The organism is Pseudoalteromonas sp. HL-AS2 (assembly GCF_031198805.1).
GTDB classification, from domain to species: Bacteria; Pseudomonadota; Gammaproteobacteria; order Enterobacterales; family Alteromonadaceae; genus Pseudoalteromonas; species Pseudoalteromonas nigrifaciens.
This window is the reverse complement of sequence record NZ_CP133571.1, coordinates 908,996-925,881: the sequence shown is the minus strand read 5'-3', so window position 1 is coordinate 925,881 and position 16,886 is coordinate 908,996. Positions and strand designations below refer to the sequence as shown.

At 39.4% G+C, this 16,886-nt stretch carries 16 protein-coding genes; 9 read left to right on the top strand and 7 right to left on the bottom strand.

The features are described from left to right. Window positions 1-41: 41 nt before the first annotated feature. The 5 genes from RB215_RS04400 to RB215_RS04380 all read left to right on the top strand — a co-directional run bounded on the left by RB215_RS04400 (window position 42) and on the right by RB215_RS04380 (window position 4,852). Window positions 42-899, top strand: coding sequence for a MipA/OmpV family protein (locus RB215_RS04400; protein WP_086993499.1), 858 nt, complete (start codon window positions 42-44; stop codon window positions 897-899). Further along, window positions 889-1,275 (top strand): DUF3019 domain-containing protein, encoded by a 387-nt coding sequence (locus tag RB215_RS04395; protein WP_041454364.1) that lies wholly within the window; start codon window positions 889-891, stop codon window positions 1,273-1,275. The genes RB215_RS04400 and RB215_RS04395 overlap by 11 nt, the downstream gene beginning before the upstream one ends. Before the next feature lie 12 nt (window positions 1,276-1,287). Beyond that, entirely contained in the window at window positions 1,288-1,992 is a 705-nt protein-coding gene (locus tag RB215_RS04390; protein ID WP_011327554.1) for a response regulator transcription factor, read from the top strand. Between the two features lie 6 nt (window positions 1,993-1,998). Beyond that, window positions 1,999-3,297, top strand: a complete 1,299-nt coding sequence (locus RB215_RS04385; protein ID WP_179808223.1) for an ATP-binding protein — start codon at window positions 1,999-2,001, stop codon at window positions 3,295-3,297. Window positions 3,298-3,496: 199 nt separating this feature from the next. Further along, complete coding sequence (locus RB215_RS04380; protein ID WP_011327552.1) at window positions 3,497-4,852, top strand: sodium-dependent transporter; 1,356 nt, start codon at window positions 3,497-3,499, stop codon at window positions 4,850-4,852. 52 nt (window positions 4,853-4,904) lie between these two features. On the opposite strand, the gene RB215_RS04375 is transcribed toward RB215_RS04380, so the two are convergent. Next, window positions 4,905-5,354, bottom strand: coding sequence for a GNAT family N-acetyltransferase (locus tag RB215_RS04375; protein WP_011327551.1), 450 nt, complete (start codon window positions 5,352-5,354; stop codon window positions 4,905-4,907). A gap of 169 nt (window positions 5,355-5,523) precedes the next feature. Beyond that, complete coding sequence (locus RB215_RS04370; protein ID WP_011327550.1) at window positions 5,524-6,267, bottom strand: sporulation protein; 744 nt, start codon at window positions 6,265-6,267, stop codon at window positions 5,524-5,526. A 309-nt stretch (window positions 6,268-6,576) separates the two neighbouring features. Here RB215_RS04370 and RB215_RS04365 point away from each other — a divergent pair, with 309 nt between their 5' ends. Beyond that, window positions 6,577-8,148, top strand: coding sequence for a cation:proton antiporter family protein (locus tag RB215_RS04365; RefSeq protein WP_041454668.1), 1,572 nt, complete (start codon window positions 6,577-6,579; stop codon window positions 8,146-8,148). Between the two features lie 264 nt (window positions 8,149-8,412). Then, on the top strand, window positions 8,413-8,634 hold the full coding sequence (locus RB215_RS04360) for a DUF3820 family protein (RefSeq protein ID WP_041454363.1): 222 nt from the start codon (window positions 8,413-8,415) through the stop codon (window positions 8,632-8,634). A gap of 162 nt (window positions 8,635-8,796) precedes the next feature. Here RB215_RS04360 and RB215_RS04355 read toward each other — a convergent pair whose 3' ends face one another. The 5 genes from RB215_RS04355 to ilvY form a co-directional block, all read right to left on the bottom strand. Then, window positions 8,797-10,038: an ATP-binding protein gene (locus tag RB215_RS04355; protein ID WP_182676801.1), complete on the bottom strand. Its 1,242-nt coding sequence runs from the start codon at window positions 10,036-10,038 to the stop codon at window positions 8,797-8,799. Window positions 10,039-10,064: 26 nt separating this feature from the next. Continuing rightward, window positions 10,065-10,757, bottom strand: coding sequence for a response regulator (locus RB215_RS04350; protein WP_011327546.1), 693 nt, complete (start codon window positions 10,755-10,757; stop codon window positions 10,065-10,067). 14 nt (window positions 10,758-10,771) lie between these two features. Further along, window positions 10,772-11,146: a DUF3019 domain-containing protein gene (locus tag RB215_RS04345; RefSeq protein ID WP_011327545.1), complete on the bottom strand. Its 375-nt coding sequence runs from the start codon at window positions 11,144-11,146 to the stop codon at window positions 10,772-10,774. A 1-nt stretch (window position 11,147) separates the two neighbouring features. Then, a complete protein-coding gene (locus tag RB215_RS04340; RefSeq protein ID WP_011327544.1) occupies window positions 11,148-11,999 on the bottom strand; it encodes a MipA/OmpV family protein in 852 nt (283 codons plus the stop codon). A gap of 228 nt (window positions 12,000-12,227) precedes the next feature. Continuing rightward, entirely contained in the window at window positions 12,228-13,133 is a 906-nt protein-coding gene (gene ilvY / locus RB215_RS04335) for an HTH-type transcriptional activator IlvY (RefSeq protein WP_011327543.1), read from the bottom strand. 136 nt (window positions 13,134-13,269) lie between these two features. Between ilvY and ilvC the strand changes: the two genes are divergently transcribed. Further along, window positions 13,270-14,742 (top strand): ketol-acid reductoisomerase, encoded by a 1,473-nt coding sequence (ilvC, locus tag RB215_RS04330; RefSeq protein ID WP_011327542.1) that lies wholly within the window; start codon window positions 13,270-13,272, stop codon window positions 14,740-14,742. Between the two features lie 160 nt (window positions 14,743-14,902). Then, a complete protein-coding gene (locus tag RB215_RS04325) occupies window positions 14,903-16,822 on the top strand; it encodes a methyl-accepting chemotaxis protein (RefSeq protein ID WP_011327541.1) in 1,920 nt (639 codons plus the stop codon). The last annotated feature ends 64 nt before the right edge of the window (window positions 16,823-16,886 follow it).

The following is a 16,886-nucleotide window of genomic DNA, read 5'->3' as shown; positions in this document are numbered from 1 at the left end:
TATACTACGCTTTATAACCATTACTTATTTAGGTTCCAAGGATGAAGCACTCAATACTTAGCTATTTTTTATGTTACACCTGCTTATTATTTGCCTGTGTATTTAGTGCCCATAGTACTGCCAGTAACCGCTATTATGCTGATAATACCTTGGAGCCTATTCAAGGCTTTGCATGGGACTGGAGCGCCGGTACTGGTTATTATATTGAAGACTCTTACCTTATCGGCATGGACTCTTATGACGATGGTATTGAATTAGATCTCAGCCTTGCGGTTTCTTTTGATAACTTTTATCTCGATTATGACCATAACCAACTCAGCGGCGGCCTTGTTATAGGCTACAGTCTAATTAACAAATATAATTGGGAGCTCGATATAATCGGTGCTAACGCCCAAGCTGGGTTTGGTCAAAAAGGCTTGGGGTTTTATAACAATGGTGTGGTTGAGGAATTACGCGGCATTAAAAAGCGTAAGTATGACTTTAATACAGGCCTTAGATTTACCCACAGATTTGATGGCTCACAGGTTTCTATTGAATTTTTGCATGACATTTCAAACGCCCACAATGGCTGGGTATTTAATTCTTTTTTTAGCAAAATACAACCTTGGCGTAACTGGGAGTTTCGCTCAGGCATAGGCTTTAGTGCCTACTCTGCTGACTTTACTAACTATTATTTTGGTATTGAGCAAAGTGAAGTTACCTTGCTGCGTCCTGCCTATAAAACCAATGCCAGCAGCAGCATTATGCTTGAGTTTCATGCTGAGTACCCGCTTAACCAAGACTGGGTGTTTTTAGCCGGCTGGTTAACGACTTTATTTTCTAAAGAAATTGACGACAGCCCTATTATTTCTCAAGGGTACCAACACAAAGCCAAGCTAGGCGTGCGTTATGTATTTTAGACGCTGGTGTTATTTACTATTAGCTTACCCTGGCAGTTTACTCGCCGAGGTGCCCCAAGAGGTAACCGCACTTAGTGCAATACCTAATACCTGCGTGGCACTACGTGAAGGCCGCCACTGTTATACTGAAGTGGTTTTATCATGGCAGCAGCCCACAATAGGTAACTACTGCTTACGAGACGCTACCTCAAAATATATTATGCAATGTTGGCTTAAGCAGCAACACGGCGTTTTTAATTATGCATTTGACTCTGAGCAGAGCTTATCATTTGAATTATTTGATAGTAATACTGCAAAAGTCATAGCCACCACTGAAGTAAAGTTACAGTGGGTTTATCAAAACAGGCAGAAAAAACGCCGTTGGCGATTGTTTTAATAAGGAAGTCTTATGGATAATTACGGTACTATTTTACTCGTTGAAGATGATATTTCTTTGGCACAATGGGTGGCTGAATATTTAACAGAACAAGGCTATTGTGTACATGTTTGTCATCGCGGTGATGAAGTTGTTGGCCAAGTTAAAACCTTGAAACCGCAGTTAATACTACTTGATATTATGCTTCCTGGGTTAGACGGCATAAGCGTTTGTCGCGAGCTACGTAGCTTTTATCAAGCTCCTATTATTATGCTAACAGCTCGTGATGACGAAATGGATGAAGTGATTGGCTTAGAGGTAGGTGCCAGTGACTACATAATGAAACCGGTACGCCCTCGTGCATTACTAGCAAGAATAAAGTCAGCCCTTAGGCTCACCACCCAAAGCAGCCAATCTCATAAACAGCATAGTATTATTAATGTAGGGGCTTTGAGCATTAATAGTGAGTCGCGAAGCGTTAAACTTAACGATATCGATATAAATATATCTAGCGCTGAGTATTTATTGCTGCATTACTTAGCCAGTAACGCAGGGCAAGTTGTATCACGCGATGCGGTGTTTAAAGCAACCAAAGGACGCGAGTACGACGGCCTTGATAGAAGTGTTGATGTGCTTATTTCTGCGCTACGTAAAAAGTTTAATGACGATCCGCAAAACCCTGAAAAAATTAAAACAATTTGGGGACGAGGTTATTTACTCGTTGCCACTGCTTGGTAGCTACAAATGAAAAAGTTTTATATTGCACTGCTTAGCAGCGCACTGCTTTCGATTATTGTTTTAGGCTGGCTTATTGACGCTTTTAGTCAAAATACACACGCCCCTTTAGACGAATTTAGCATGCAAAGTAAAATGATTGCAGGGTTTAGCAAACAGCTTGCTACTCTCCCCCCTGCACAGCGCAGTAATTATGTTACAAAGTTAGCCAACGACTTTAGCCTGCCGCTTACCTATAAGCTAAACGACACTTTAGCGCTTAGCCCTGCCTTACTTATGCAAATGCAAACCCATGGTGGGTTAATTTTAGAGGGCGAACAGGGTTTTCATATGCTTTATAGCAACCAAGCATTAAGCCCTTATCATTTATCTATGCGCCTCGATAACTCATTTGAAGCAGAGCAACGCGACGATATTATTCTAACCTTATTATTTTACGCTGGGCTGTGTGTATTTATGGGCTTTATTATTTATCCCTTAGCCAAACGCTTGAGCGTGTTAAATGAAGCAGCTAAAAAATTTGCATCGGGTGATGTTAAAACTCGTATCAAAGTCTCTCATTTCACGTATATAAAAGATGTAGAGCTCACCTTTAACCGTATGGCGAGTCAAATAGAAAAGCTGGTTGCTGAAAATAAGCTAATGGCTTCGAGTTTATCCCATGACATTCGCACCCCCATAGCTTGCCTGCGATTTGGTTTAGATGCTGCAATAGATAGCAATGACATGCCAAAAGTGAAGCAATATTTAACCCGCATGGAAAATGACTTAGACCATATGGAGTCTATGCTAAAAAGCTACCTAGCCTTTGCCACGCTAGAACAAAATGCCAACCGCTTAACCTACTCTGCAACCCATATGCGCAGCTACTTTGAAGATATTTTAGCGCAGCTATCGCCTAAATTAGACTCCCACAAACTCAGTGTGCAACTTAATAGCAGTAACGATGTTATTTATGCCGACTTACATTGGCTTGCCAGAGCCGTTACTAATTTAATTAATAATGCCTGCGACTTTGCCCTGCAACATATTTATGTAAGTGCCACTGTCAATGAGCAACATATTATTATTACCGTAGAGGACGATGGCCCAGGCATAGCAGCTGAAAACTTTAGCAAAGTATTTAGCCCTTTTTTTCGCGAAAACAATCACCGCAATCGAGCTGATAAAAGTTATGGCCTCGGATTAGCAATTGTTGAAAAAGTAGCTGACTGGCATCACGGCCGTGTTTATGCAGGCAAAAGTAAGCAGTTAGGTGGAGCTTGTTTTACCCTGAAAATAGCTCAACAACACCCTAGTGTAAAGTAAAGGCTACACACTGTAAATTAACAATTATTAAACAATATCAAGCTGTTAATTTTTAGTTTTAAGTTACTAAACTAAAATCTATGTTCATAACACAGAGTTTAATAAAGTAATTGTGCTAGATCAGCAAATTAGCACTTTTTATTTTTTTACATTTCCAGTAGATTGTCTGCGCCGTCACAAAATAGAGAAGTACAATAATATGAGTGCAGTAAGAGGCGAGTTTAGCTCTCGCTTTGGTTTTATAATGGCCGCCGCAGGATCTGCTGTAGGTTTAGGTAACATTTGGGGTTTCCCTACACAAACCGCAAGTAATGGTGGTGCCGCATTTTTAATTGCGTATTTAGTACTGGCATTCTTTTTGGCTTATCCTGCTTTAATGGCGGAGCTAATGATTGGTCGTCATGGCCAAGCAAATGCGGTTTCTTCACTTAGAAAAATATCTAATAAACCTTGGCAAAAACATTTTTCTTTTGCGGTTGGTTTTGGCGGTATTTTATGTGCTGGCTTTATTTTAAGCTTTTATGCCATTGTTGCTGGTTGGATGCTAAGTGCAACAGTAGAACCTATTACAACATTAGTGGGCGCAAACTCTGCATCTGCTTGGCTAGGTGAACAGTCACTTAGCAGAAACATCATTTTCACTATGATCTTTATTGTACTAACCGTTGCTATTATTAGTCGTGGCGTTGAAAACGGAATCGAAAAATGGTCAAAACGTTTAATGCCTGCTTTGCTCAGCATTTTATTTGCGTTAATTATTTATGTAATGACCCAAGATGGCGCTATTGAAGGCTTAAAGGCGTATTTAGTACCTGATTTTTCATCTATTTTTGATGCTAACTTGTTAGTTAGTGCACTAGGGCAAGCATTCTTTTCATTATCACTAGGTACCAGTGTGATGATTATTTATGGCTCGTATATTAGTAAAAAAGAGAACTTAGTTTCGTTAGGTGCTTATGTCACGCTTATTGATGTATTTATTGCTTTTGTCGCAGGGTTATTAATCATTCCTGCTATGTATGTAGCACAAGCACAAGGGATTGAGATTTTCTCACCGACTACCGGAAAGCTCCTCTCTGAAGATACATTGGTATTTCAAGTATTACCTGCACTTTTTGATGGTATGGGTGGTATGGGGTTATTTGTTGGCTTTGCGTTTTTTGCGCTAATGAGCATTGCAGCACTCACCTCCTCTATTTCAATGCTCGAAGCGCCGGTATCTTATACGGTAGAACGCTTTGCAATGTCTCGCTTACAGGCCACTTGGGTAATTGGTGCATTAATCACTCTAGTGAGCATCACGATAGTGTGTAACTTAGAGTTACTGTTTGGTTTAGTGATCACCTTAACCACTAAAGTGGCACAGCCATTATTAGGTCTTATGTGTTGTATATACGTAGGCTGGATTTGGTCAAGAGGCTCATTACTAAAGGCCATTCAAGAAGGTAACCCTGAAGTACACAATACCTTATTTTGGAAAGTATGGCCTTGGTACACTAAGTTTGTATGCCCACTGGCGATAGGCCTGGTATTTTTACATTCATTATTAAGCTAAAGTTACTTTCTGCTCTTAACAACAAAAAAGCCCACATTGTGGGCTTTTGTAATCAAGGTACTAATTGTAAAACCATATCTTGATGAGCAATGCCATCTTCTAAATATTCAGCATTAATACTTTCAAATCCGAATGAGCGATAAAACTCCAGTAAGTACGTTTGCGCACCAATATAAATATCACGTTCTGGCCATTGGCTTTTACAGCAATTAATGGCCTCTGTAACCAATTGCTGAGCCAATCCTCTACCTCGTTCCTCTTTAGTGACTAACACGCGACCGATCGCACTGTATTTTGCGTTTTTTTCGTAGCATCGAGCATAAGCTTGTAGCGTATTATTTTTCACAGTGTAAATATGCAAGGTACTTGGTGCTACATCATTATCGTCAAGCTCTGGATAAGGGCACATTTGCTCAACTACAAATACCTCTACGCGCCCACGCATTATGGAGAATAAGGTTTGCGTATTGAGCGCAGTAAAAGTTTCACATTTAAACGCCATTGTAACTCCTGTCGTTGGCTCTAATAGATATAAAAGCCTATACGTTATTAGGGCTAGGCATAATAGCAGTAATGCAGCTAGGGGCTTAATTAACCGCTATGCTATATAATAAAATGGCTTAAAACAAAAACCCAGCATAAGCTGGGTTTGTTTTAAGTAATTATCTACCTTAGGTAAATAGTCGCTCTAACTGATCGCATAATTGCGAGAGATTTACATGGTCGTGCTCTATGGTTAAATCTACATAACCATCGCCTTTAAATGCTCTATCTAACTCAATTAACACATGGGTTTTATGTGCTTCTGGAATGAATGATAATTCAATTTCTTTCACTCCAAATAAACTGCGGCTGTTAGGCTTGTATTCTAGCTCTTGATAACAACCAGACACTGATTGAAACGTTGATGCGCGCAAATGGCCTTTTTCAACATCAGCTTTAGTTAGGCTAAAGCCTAGCTTTTCCATGGCCTGCATACACGTTTTAACAGCTTCATTGGGGTACACATGTAAATGGTCTTTATCACTTGGATCAAGCGCTAAATCAATGTCCAGCCCAGTTTCAAGCCAAACATAAGATTGGTTATACCCTGCATTAATTTCAGTAATAGGTGTTTCTGAATGCAACCGTGCTTGAAAAGGAATCGTTTTAACTTCCCCTGGCTCTACCGTGCCTATATCTGTAATGCGCCACTGCTCTATAACGTGGTTGGTAAAATAGTCACCATCTTCATTTGATGCTTTAACTCGCGTCATTAATAGTAAATCTAACCCTGCAATTTCTTGGCTTACATCACCAGCTGTAATAACGATTTGCGCATTAAATAATTGCCCAGGCTGAAGGTGCTCTGTTTCTAAAATAGTGTCTACTTTGGCGGCACCAATACCAACCGATGCTAAAATCTTTTTAAACATATTTTTCTCCTTAAGCTGAGCGGCTCTATAATGTGCTCTAACTTAAACTTCGTCGTTAGCGCATCTTAACCACATTTAAATGCTCTTGTCAGTGAAAAACTACTATTTACATGCTGTTTACGATTAAATAAGTGTTAAATGTCCATTTTTCATACGCAACAGAGCAAGTATTTGATTAAACGGCGCTTAAGCCTAATCTTTTATGAAGGACTTATTGTATGAGTAAAATGGTGAGTATTTGTATATTTATTTTCAATGGTATTGATTTTTCGTTACACTAAACCTCCCAATGAAGTGATATTTATAATTATGGAACTAATTTACTTTGCCGCCGCGTTTGTGTTTGGCTTTGCTGTTTATCAGCTAAAGCTCCCTCCTCTTATCGGTTTTTTACTTGCGGGATTCGCGCTTAATTTAGCGGGCTATAAAAGCACCGAATTACTCAACACCATTGCTACCTTAGGCGTTACGCTTTTATTATTTAGTATTGGTTTAAAGCTAAAAGTAAATAGTTTAATGAAACCACAAGTGTGGGCTTCTGCTACTTTACATATTATTTTGAGTAGTGCGTTATTTAGTGGCTTTATGCTATTACTTAGCCTATTTGCACTGCCATTATTTGTTGATTTGAGCTGGCAAAGCGCTTTATTAGTTGGCTTTGCATTGAGTTTTTCTAGTACCGTTTTTGCTGTTAAAGTGTTAGAAGAACGTGGTGAAATGGGCAGCTTACACGGAAAAGTAGCCATTGGTATTTTAGTTATGCAAGATATTTTTGCCGTGGTATTTTTAGCTATTAGCACAGGTAAAATCCCTAATATTTGGGCTTTGGTACTTATTATTTCACTGCCGCTAGTACGCCCAGTTATGGGGTGGATACTAAACCGCTCTAAACACGGCGAACTCCTGCCATTATTTGGGTTTTTCTTTGCACTTGTGGCTGGTTATCATGCATTTGAGCTAGTTGGTTTAAAAGGTGATTTAGGGGCATTAATAATAGGTATGATGATTGCGCCTCATAAAAAGGCCAGTGAACTTTCTAAGTCATTACTTAATTTAAAAGATATTTTATTGGTTGGCTTTTTCTTAACAATAGGTTTAAACGCAGAGCTTACCACCAGCTCATTACTTGCCGCATTATTATTGGTGTTAGTATTACCAATCAAAACGTTTTTATATTATGTGCTAACAAACATGTTTAACTTACGTGCTCGCACCTCATTGCTAACCACTTTTAGTTTAGCTAATTATAGCGAGTTTGGTTTAATTGTTTGCGCTGTAGCCGCCTCTACAGGCATGATCACCTCTGAGTGGTTAGCCGTTATTGCAATTGCCGTATCAATTACCTTTATTATTGCATCCCCTTTAAATAAGCGCTCTAACGAAATTTACGCAAAAATAGAGCCTTGGCTACTAAAGTTTGAAAGTAAAACTCGTTTATCCGAAGAACTGCCTGTTAACCTTAACGACACTAAAATTGTTATATTTGGCATGGGCAGAATTGGCACAGGTGCTTATGAAACAATAAATGCTACGCACCCACAGCTAGTTGCAGGTATAGACATAAAGCCTGAAGTAGTTGATAAGCACATAAAACGCGGAAGAAATGTATTAATAGCAGATGCGACCGACCCTGACTTTTGGCAGCGCGTAAATCACTCTCGTGTTGAAATGGTCATGCTAACAATGCCACAGCATATGCAAAATATTTTTGCGTTAGAGCAATTAAAAGCATCGGGTTATAAAGGGCAAGTTACCGCTATTGCTAACTACCCTGATCAGCAAAAAGAGTTAGAAGAAATGGGTGTAAATTCTACCTATAACTTTTACTTAGAAGCCGGTAGTGGTTTTGCTGAGCACGTTAAACAAAAATTATTTTCGTAAAGCAGCACTAATTTGAATTTACATTCTTTTACAAGCTAATTCTCTAACATAGAAAAAAGCAGGTAAACTAAAGACTATTGGTAAATATTAGCGCAAGCACCTGCCCCTAGTTAGACTCCAGCTAACGAAGGGCTTACTAATAAAATATATTAATCCAGAGGGCCTGCTCCCTCGTTAAATAGGCTGTTACTTGCCCGTCACAGCCTATTTTATCTCTTTAATATACCTTACACTTAGCTATGTTTTATAAAACCTTTAAAGCCAATGGATCCTACACAGCTAAAAATTGCCGTTAATACTATTATGCCCTTTGGAAAGTACGCAGGCCGCCCTTTACTGCTTTTACCCGAGCCCTATTTAGTATGGTTTAAACAACAAGGGTTTCCCGACTCAAAGCTAGGCAGCCAACTAGCCATGATGTATGAGGTAAAGCTCAATGGGCTAGAGCAAATGTTAATGCCATTACTAGAAAAGAAAAATAATTAAATTAAGAACTTTTTTATAAAGGGGCTGTCTATTACTTTGCTACTTGTTGATTTTGATTAAAACCCAAAAAAGCGCCCTTGTTAACAAGGGCGCTTTTTTATTGAGTGTTTTTTATCTGCGTACTTTTTATTTATGTACTTTTTATTTATGTATTAAAAGCTGCTATTTACTAATCGGTAAGCTGACAATAAATTTAGCTCCGCCTAAGCTTGAATCTTCAATTGTACACTGACCTTGATGCCAAGAAATAATTTTACTGACAATAGCCAATCCTAAGCCAAACCCACCGGTTTTTTTATCTCTACTTTTATCCAATCGAGTAAATGGCTTAAATACATTTTCACGCTCAACTTCAGCAATACCATTGCCATCATCTTCAACAATAAAAACTATATTATTAGCTTGCGCTAATAAGGTTATTTGCACACTATTATTGGCATGCTTTAAAGCATTACCTACCAAGTTTTGCATTATTCTCGCCATAAAGTGACTGTCGCAGCGGTAAATCAGTTCACTGGGTAATGTAGTGCTTAACTTTATTCGCGTATCAAAACTGAGTTTTTCAACCACCGTTTTAACCACTGCCACTAAATTACAATTGATCAGCTGTAAACTCGGTTGCTGTGAATCTAAACGTGCATACTCAAGCATTTCAGAAACCAGTGCCTCAAGTTCATTGATATCGACTTGCATATTAGCTAAGTATTTTTCGGCTTTATCATCGAGCATTCGGTCTTGAAGCATTGCAATGGCAAATTTTAACCGCGCCAGTGGCGTTCTAAATTCATGCGATACCGATGAGGTAAGCTCTTGCTGCGCGGTTAATAAAAACTCAATTCGCTGCTGCATCACTTGCAAGGTGCCCGTTATAGGTAAAAAAAATGATTTAGAGCTATCTGTTAATTGAAAGTCCTGTGAGCCACCTACGGCCTCGCATGCATTACGCAGCTTAGCAAAGTCTCGCCACAGTAAAAAACTCCACAAACCAACAGGAATGCCTACAATTAATAACAGCAATAAGTAGGGTAAAACAGAGGCTGCGGGCTTGGCTGCCCCCCCTATAGGGCCAACCTGTAATAGTTGTGTGGCGTTAAGTTGAACATACCAAACTATGCGCTGTTGTTTATCATATAAATAAAGGTAGTGATTTTTTAATAGCTGAGCTTGTTGCTCGGCGGGTAATATTAAATCGCGCTGAGCAATCACTTGACTAGAAAAATGGTTTTTTAGCTTTGTAAGCCCATTAGGGGTTTGTGATAATAACCACAAAGACTGGCCAAACTCATCGTCGAGTAGCACCTGCTGCTGCGATTCTTCATATGGCCAAAGCTGTTCAATTACCCCGCTGACAATAAATAACGAGACAATAATATACACATACAGGCTTATAAACAGCTTGCCCATTAACGCAGCTTAACACTAAGCATTAATTACATATCCCACGCGTCAGAAACAAATAAATAGCCTTGCCCCCAAACAGTTTTAATCCGATAAGGTTTGTCGCTGTTATCGCCCAGTTTTTTGCGAATTCTTGAAACGCGTACATCTACGGTGCGATCTAGGCCATCGTATTGTCGCCCTATCATATGTTGGTGCACATGTTCGCGGCTCAATACTTCTCCGGCATTTGATGCTAGTAGCCAAAGTAATTCAAATTCATGTGAGGTTAGGACTATTTCTGCACCCGATAACTTAACAATACGGCTGGTTTTATCAATAAATAAGTCGCCAAACTGCAGCTCTTCGGTGGCTTTTAAGTTAGGTTGCCCACGGCGTAATAATGCGCTAATTCTTGCTAATAATACACGTGGCTCAGCCGGTTTAATAACATAGTCATCAGCGCCAAGCTCTAGCCCTATTACCTGATCAAAGTCTTCACCTTTGGCCGTTAACATTAAAATAGGAGTGGTGTATTTATCACGTACTTGTCTGCAAACACTAAAGCCATCTTTACCTGGCAGCATTACATCTAAAATAATCAGGTCGACGGGATTACTTTCAAGGTAAGTAAACACTTCATCACCACGATCTAGTACGTCGACTTCTAAGCCATTATGTTCGAGGTAATCTTTGGTTAATTGCTGTAAACCAAGATCATCTTCAACAAGTAATATTTTTGGCATTTACTACTCCTAAATTAAAAAAAGCTCCACGGTGAACGCAGCCGATACTGTTTTTTAGTATGGGCACTTTGTACTTCAACGAGTACGCTCGCAAGTGAGTCACCGGTGTGAGGATTGATCAGGGAGTATATGGTCTCCACCTGAACACGCGCTTTATAGCTAAACTGACCAGAACCTTGCTGTTGCCAGCATCGTATTTGCGTATTTTGTTGATACAAACACACATCTTTAACCGCTAACTGCTGCCATTTAAACTGCAAATTGAGATCGCAAAAATCATGCTGTTCAGAGACAACACAAACTTTGGGAGATACATCAAGAATTGTTTGCGCCACGCTAACGCCACTAAGTAGTGAAGAAATAAACACAAAAAAGATTAAATACTTCATATTAAAAAGTATGTTCAAATCCTATAAAGGCAGTCGTTGAATAATGACGTTCAAACAGCGGGCTACTATCCATAGCCGAATAGTCATAATATGCTAAATGAAAACGAAGAGCGTTGGCCTTGCTAAGGGGCCAGCGGGCATCGATTTTAGCATAAGGTTGCCAACTACTACCAACTACTATTTTACCTAACAGTGTTTCATCACTGTTTAAACCGTAATAATAGTCGTTTAATTGCGCAGACTTATAATTAACTCCCACAGTGGGCTTTAATTGCAAATTACCTACTTGCCCATGATACTGCCATTGTATTGCAGCTCGCCAACCATTATAAGCTGAGTTTACATCGTGCAATGCTTGCACGGATAACATCTGCTGCTCAGCTACAAAGGAGTAACTAATACCTGCATCTAAAACGAGCTTGCGCTTACTAATATTATTAATATTTATTTGTTGAGGCGAGGTATCTGTTTCTAACTGGGTAAATTGATTATTTGAACTAGCACTTTTTAGCGCAAATATATTTTGCGGGTGCCAATCAATAAAAAAACGCGACTCAGGGTTTAATTCTGTTACTAGGCTTAAGTTATGCTGTTGCGTTTGTTTAAACGAGTAGCCAACTCGGCCATTATCAAAAAACCACTGTTGGCCATAAAAGGCTATTTGAGGAATGATCACCAACGGAATATTATCTGCACCATATAATGGATTAGTTATTACTCCCGCCCCTATACTCATACTTAAATGCAGTTGCTCTGTAGATATATGTGCATCTACAGGCTCGTCACTTTGCGCTAATACCTGAGCATTAAACGAAAGAGAGATTAATAATATTATTATAAAATAAAACCGCATTGTGTTCATCGTACATATATAAAAAGGCCATTTATCCATAGTAGCAAGGTCATTGAGAACAAGCTCTAGGCAGTTACAATCATTAACAACTTTTATACAATTATGATTACTTTGCGGCTTATATACTTAGCCTAACAGCTCTATTGATAGGCAATAGAGGAGCGGTAGATTAAAGGCTTACGCTATCTGGGCTTTTATACTAAGAGCAACCTTAGTAAGTGTATTGCATTAAATTATTTTTTCACCCATATTTTGCGCTATATTCCACAAGGCACTTATAGCCGGGTCGTTTAATTCCTTATGTAATACTGCCAAGCCAATATCAATACCTTTAGGTGCATGTGTATTTGTTTGTAAAACGTGTACTTTGTCTTGTAGTGGACTGTTATCTAAAACTATTTTAGGGATCATTGCTATACCAAAGCCAAGGCTCACCATAGATACCATCGCTTCGTGCCCCGCTACTTGTGCATAAATTTTTCCCTGAATATTATTTTTTCGCCACCATTGCTCCAAGCGCTGCCTAGCAAACCCTTGCTCTGGCACAATAAATTCAAGTTCTGACCAATCAATACTAGGTGTATTACTAGCAAGCTTTTGCGTAATTGAGCACGCAATTTTAGGCGCAATAAATACCAGCGGCGAATAGCCAATATCAACAAAGGCAATTTGTGCAGGTAACTTATTTGGCTTAGCAGCAATAGCCATAGATTCGTGGCCATCTAAAACACGGTTTATTGCCAGCGCAGGATCACCGGTATTTAGGGTGATTTCTATATGCTGATGTTGAGCGCGTAACTGCTCTAAAATATGATGTAAAAAGCTGTACGATGCGGTTACTGAACAATAAATACTCACGTTGCCATAAATATACTGCTGTGGCTCTTTTAGGTTCGCTTTAAAGCGCTGCCAATTAGCCAATGTGGATGTGGCGTAGTCAATAAATGCCAGCCCTTCGCGGGTTAGTTTTACACTGCGGTTATCACGTAAAAATAGCATTACCCCCACTTCGCTTTCAAGCTGCTTAATATTACGGCTCAATGTCGGCGCACTTATATGACAAAGTTCACTGGCACGCGAAAAGTGCAATGTTTTTGCCAACGCTAAAAAGTAATTTAAATGCTTGTGATCCATAACCAACTCAGTATTTCACATTATGAAACACTCTAATGCAAATATATCAGTTTACGCAAGAAAAGATTTTTCATATGGTTGAGTTAAGCAAAGCAACAGCAATGCATCTAACAAACTGAATCAATAGGACACTAACATGGCGAATTATTTTAATACCTTACCTTTACGCGAACAATTGGCGCAATTAGCCCAATGTGAATTTATGAACGCAGACGAGTTTACTGACGGCGTTGATGCTCTTAAAGGTAAAAAACTGGTTATTGTAGGCTGTGGCGCACAAGGCTTAAACCAAGGCTTAAACTTACGTGATTCTGGTTTAGATGTGTCGTATACGCTGCGTGACTCGGCCATTAGTGAACGTCGTCAATCATTTTTAAACGCGTCTGAAAATGGCTTTACTGTAGGCACTTACCAAGAACTAATTCCAACTGCCGACGTAGTATTAAATTTAACGCCTGATAAACAACATACTTCAGTGGTAAACGCAATTATGCCACTAATGAAACAAGGCTCAACCCTTGCCTACTCTCATGGCTTTAATATTGTTGAAGAAGGTATGCAAGTACGCGACGACATTACCGTTATTATGGTAGCACCTAAATGCCCAGGCTCTGAAGTGCGTGAAGAATACAAACGTGGCTTTGGTGTACCAACTCTAATTGCTGTGCACCCAGAAAACGACCCACAAGGGCATGGTTTAGCTCAAGCTAAAGCCTATGCCGCAGGTACTGGCGGCCACAGAGCCGGCGTACTTAAGTCGTCATTTATTGCTGAAGTAAAATCAGATTTAATGGGCGAGCAAACCATTTTATGTGGCATGTTACAAACCGGTTCTATTTTATGTTTTGATAAAATGATTGAAAAAGGCATTGATGCAGGTTACGCCTCAAAACTAATTCAATACGGCTGGGAAGTAATTACCGAAGCGCTTAAATACGGTGGCGTAACCAATATGCTTGACCGTCTTTCAAACCCAGCCAAAGTCAAAGCGTTTGAATTAAGCGAAGAACTAAAACAAATTATGCGCCCACTATATAACAAACATCAAGATGACATCATCGATGGTACTTTTTCACGTACCATGATGGAAGACTGGAATAATGATGATGCAAACCTACTTAAATGGCGCGCAGAAACAGCCGAAACTCACTTTGAAAAAACCCCAGCGGGCAATGTTGAAATTGCTGAGCAAGAATTTTTTGATAACGGTATTTTAATGGTCGCTATGGTTAAAGCAGGCGTAGAGCTTGCATTTGAAACCATGACTGCTGCAGGCATTATTGCAGAGTCGGCTTATTATGAGTCATTACATGAAACGCCACTGATTGCTAATACCATTGCGCGTAAAAAGTTATTTGAAATGAACCGTACAATTTCGGACACGGCTGAATATGGTTGTTATTTATATAACCACGCATGTTTACCTTTGCTACAAGACTTTATGCAAAAAATTGACACCGACGTAATTGGTAAAGGCTTAGGTGAGCATAGTAATCAAGTAGACAACCAAACGCTAATTCAAATTAATACAGCATTACGTGAACACCCTGTTGAAAAAGTAGGCGCTACATTACGCGGTTACATGTCAGCAATGAAAAAAATAGTTTAATCCCAAGTTAATCTAAGTTTCACTTGTTAGAAACCAAGCCCACCTGCTTTTGCGGTGGGCTTTTTCGTACCTGTATGGCGCGCTATTCATCACTCGCTCAAAATATATAATGTGTTAAAATAATCACCTACTTGGTTCAGTTGTAAACAAAATTACCCTTATGATGATACAAAACCTTTCTATTACTCAAAAAATCACCGCTTTAGGCAGTGTTATAGCAATCTGTGTTGCCGCGCTCATAGGCTTAACATCGTTACATAACGCAGAGGATATCATCGAAAAGCGCATGATAGAGTCTGAACTTCCAAGCAAGTTACAAACTATTAGTAACCATATTGGTGGCGAAATCAACGAGCTTTTAGGCGCCGCAGAACAACTTTCTTCAAATGTATTTCTGATCGATTGGGCAAACTCAGCCACCGAGGACGACTCTCAACTTCTTAATGAGTTAAATAGATTAGTACAGCAGTACGATCTTGCTACTGCATCATGGGCAAATAGAGACACCGCACAATACTGGAACCAAAATGGCTTTTTACGCGTATTAAAAAACGATGCCGCAGATGGCTGGTTTTTCGCATTTAAACAGTCAAAGCGCCCTTATGACATCAGTATTTATCAAGAATCTGCTAACGATGTAAAAATGTTTATTAACCATCAGCAACCCAATGGTTTAGGTTTGGCAGGGCTTGCTAAAAGCATTACCGATATGCAAAAGCTACTGCAGCAATTTAAGATTGAGCAATCTGGATTTGTTTTTCTTGCCAATAAAAATGGCTTGATCCAGTTACACAAAGACGCCAATAAAGTAGCTAAAGTAAATATAGATGCCCTGTACGGCGAAAATATACATAATAAATTATTAAATAGTAATGGCTTTTCATTGGCAGAAATTAACTTAGCCGGTGAAGACACCCTGGTTGCTGCAACACCAATAAAAAATACTGACCTTTTTGTTGTAGCCCAAGTACCTAAAAGCGAAGTGTTTTCGAGTGTGAGTAAATTAGAATGGCAAATTTTAACCTTCACTATAATTATCGCCCTTATAGCGAGCTGTATTAGTTATTTACTTGCTCGCTCATTGTCGTCGCCACTGTCGAAAATAGCCGAGCTATTCTCTCGTTTAGGCACAGGCGATGCTAATTTAGCATATAGACTGCCTTACTCTGCGCAACCTGAGCTAAATAATTTAACCGATGGTTTTAATCAATTTATCGAAAAAATAGACACAGCAATTAAACAAGTTGCCCATGAAAGCCATGGGATCCGCCAAAGCTCTGACCACGTGTTTGCGCAAGCAAAACATAACTCACAAGCAATTGATCAGCAAAAAGAGCAAACAATATCGGTTGCTGCCGCCATTAACGAAATGGGCGCAACAGTACAAGAAATAGCACAAAGTGCCGCCAACACCGCGAAGTTAACCAATAGTAGCCGTGAAAACACCAGTAAAAGCCATCAACAGGTACTGCAAAGCCAAACGACTATTGCAGCTCTTGCTAGCGACATAGATGGCATTACAGAGCAAGTAACCTTACTTTCTAAAAAAACGCTTGATATTGCTAGTATTGTTGACTCAATTAGAGGTATTTCTGAGCAAACAAACTTACTTGCGCTTAATGCTGCTATTGAATCTGCGCGTGCGGGTGAGCACGGTCGCGGTTTTGCTGTTGTTGCCGATGAAGTGCGAGCGCTGGCTAATCGTACCTCACAATCAACCACTGAAATTCAGTCGATGATTGAAGAATTAACCCAAATATCGAATGATGTTGTTACCGATATTAGTCAGTCCAAAAGTAAAGCTCAGCAAAGTGTAGGGGCAATGCAAAACTCAGTTGAGCTGCTTGATACAATTACTGAAACAGCAAATCAAATTAATGATATGGCAACCTTAATCGCAACAGCAACAGAGCAGCAAAGTAATGTAGTAGCCGATGTAGGACGTAATATTGAGCAAATTAGTGAAATTAGCGACAAGTCGATGAATGAGCAATTAAATACTGAGCAGGCTATTCGCGATTTAGCAAATAGCGCACAAACGCTTGCGTCACTTGTTGCCACTTTTGAGGCAAATCGCTAACTCATTTTTTGTAACATTTAAATTATACCTCTGAGTAAAATTACAACTACACTTAACTGGTAAG

Bases quoted from the DNA above. Each gene is read 5' to 3' on its own strand.
- RB215_RS04400 (WP_086993499.1), top strand. From the start codon at position 42: ATGAAGCACTCAATACTTAGCTATTTTTTATGTTACACCTGCTTATTA.
- RB215_RS04395 (WP_041454364.1), top strand. From the start codon at position 889: ATGTATTTTAGACGCTGGTGTTATTTACTATTAGCTTACCCTGGCAGT.
- RB215_RS04390 (WP_011327554.1), top strand. From the start codon at position 1,288: ATGGATAATTACGGTACTATTTTACTCGTTGAAGATGATATTTCTTTG.
- RB215_RS04385 (WP_179808223.1), top strand. From the start codon at position 1,999: ATGAAAAAGTTTTATATTGCACTGCTTAGCAGCGCACTGCTTTCGATT.
- RB215_RS04380 (WP_011327552.1), top strand. From the start codon at position 3,497: ATGAGTGCAGTAAGAGGCGAGTTTAGCTCTCGCTTTGGTTTTATAATG.
- RB215_RS04375 (WP_011327551.1), bottom strand. From the start codon at position 5,354: ATGGCGTTTAAATGTGAAACTTTTACTGCGCTCAATACGCAAACCTTA.
- RB215_RS04370 (WP_011327550.1), bottom strand. From the start codon at position 6,267: ATGTTTAAAAAGATTTTAGCATCGGTTGGTATTGGTGCCGCCAAAGTA.
- RB215_RS04365 (WP_041454668.1), top strand. From the start codon at position 6,577: ATGGAACTAATTTACTTTGCCGCCGCGTTTGTGTTTGGCTTTGCTGTT.
- RB215_RS04360 (WP_041454363.1), top strand. From the start codon at position 8,413: ATGGATCCTACACAGCTAAAAATTGCCGTTAATACTATTATGCCCTTT.
- RB215_RS04355 (WP_182676801.1), bottom strand. From the start codon at position 10,038: ATGGGCAAGCTGTTTATAAGCCTGTATGTGTATATTATTGTCTCGTTA.
- RB215_RS04350 (WP_011327546.1), bottom strand. From the start codon at position 10,757: ATGCCAAAAATATTACTTGTTGAAGATGATCTTGGTTTACAGCAATTA.
- RB215_RS04345 (WP_011327545.1), bottom strand. From the start codon at position 11,146: ATGAAGTATTTAATCTTTTTTGTGTTTATTTCTTCACTACTTAGTGGC.
- RB215_RS04340 (WP_011327544.1), bottom strand. From the start codon at position 11,999: ATGCGGTTTTATTTTATAATAATATTATTAATCTCTCTTTCGTTTAAT.
- ilvY (WP_011327543.1), bottom strand. From the start codon at position 13,133: ATGGATCACAAGCATTTAAATTACTTTTTAGCGTTGGCAAAAACATTG.
- ilvC (WP_011327542.1), top strand. From the start codon at position 13,270: ATGGCGAATTATTTTAATACCTTACCTTTACGCGAACAATTGGCGCAA.
- RB215_RS04325 (WP_011327541.1), top strand. From the start codon at position 14,903: ATGATGATACAAAACCTTTCTATTACTCAAAAAATCACCGCTTTAGGC.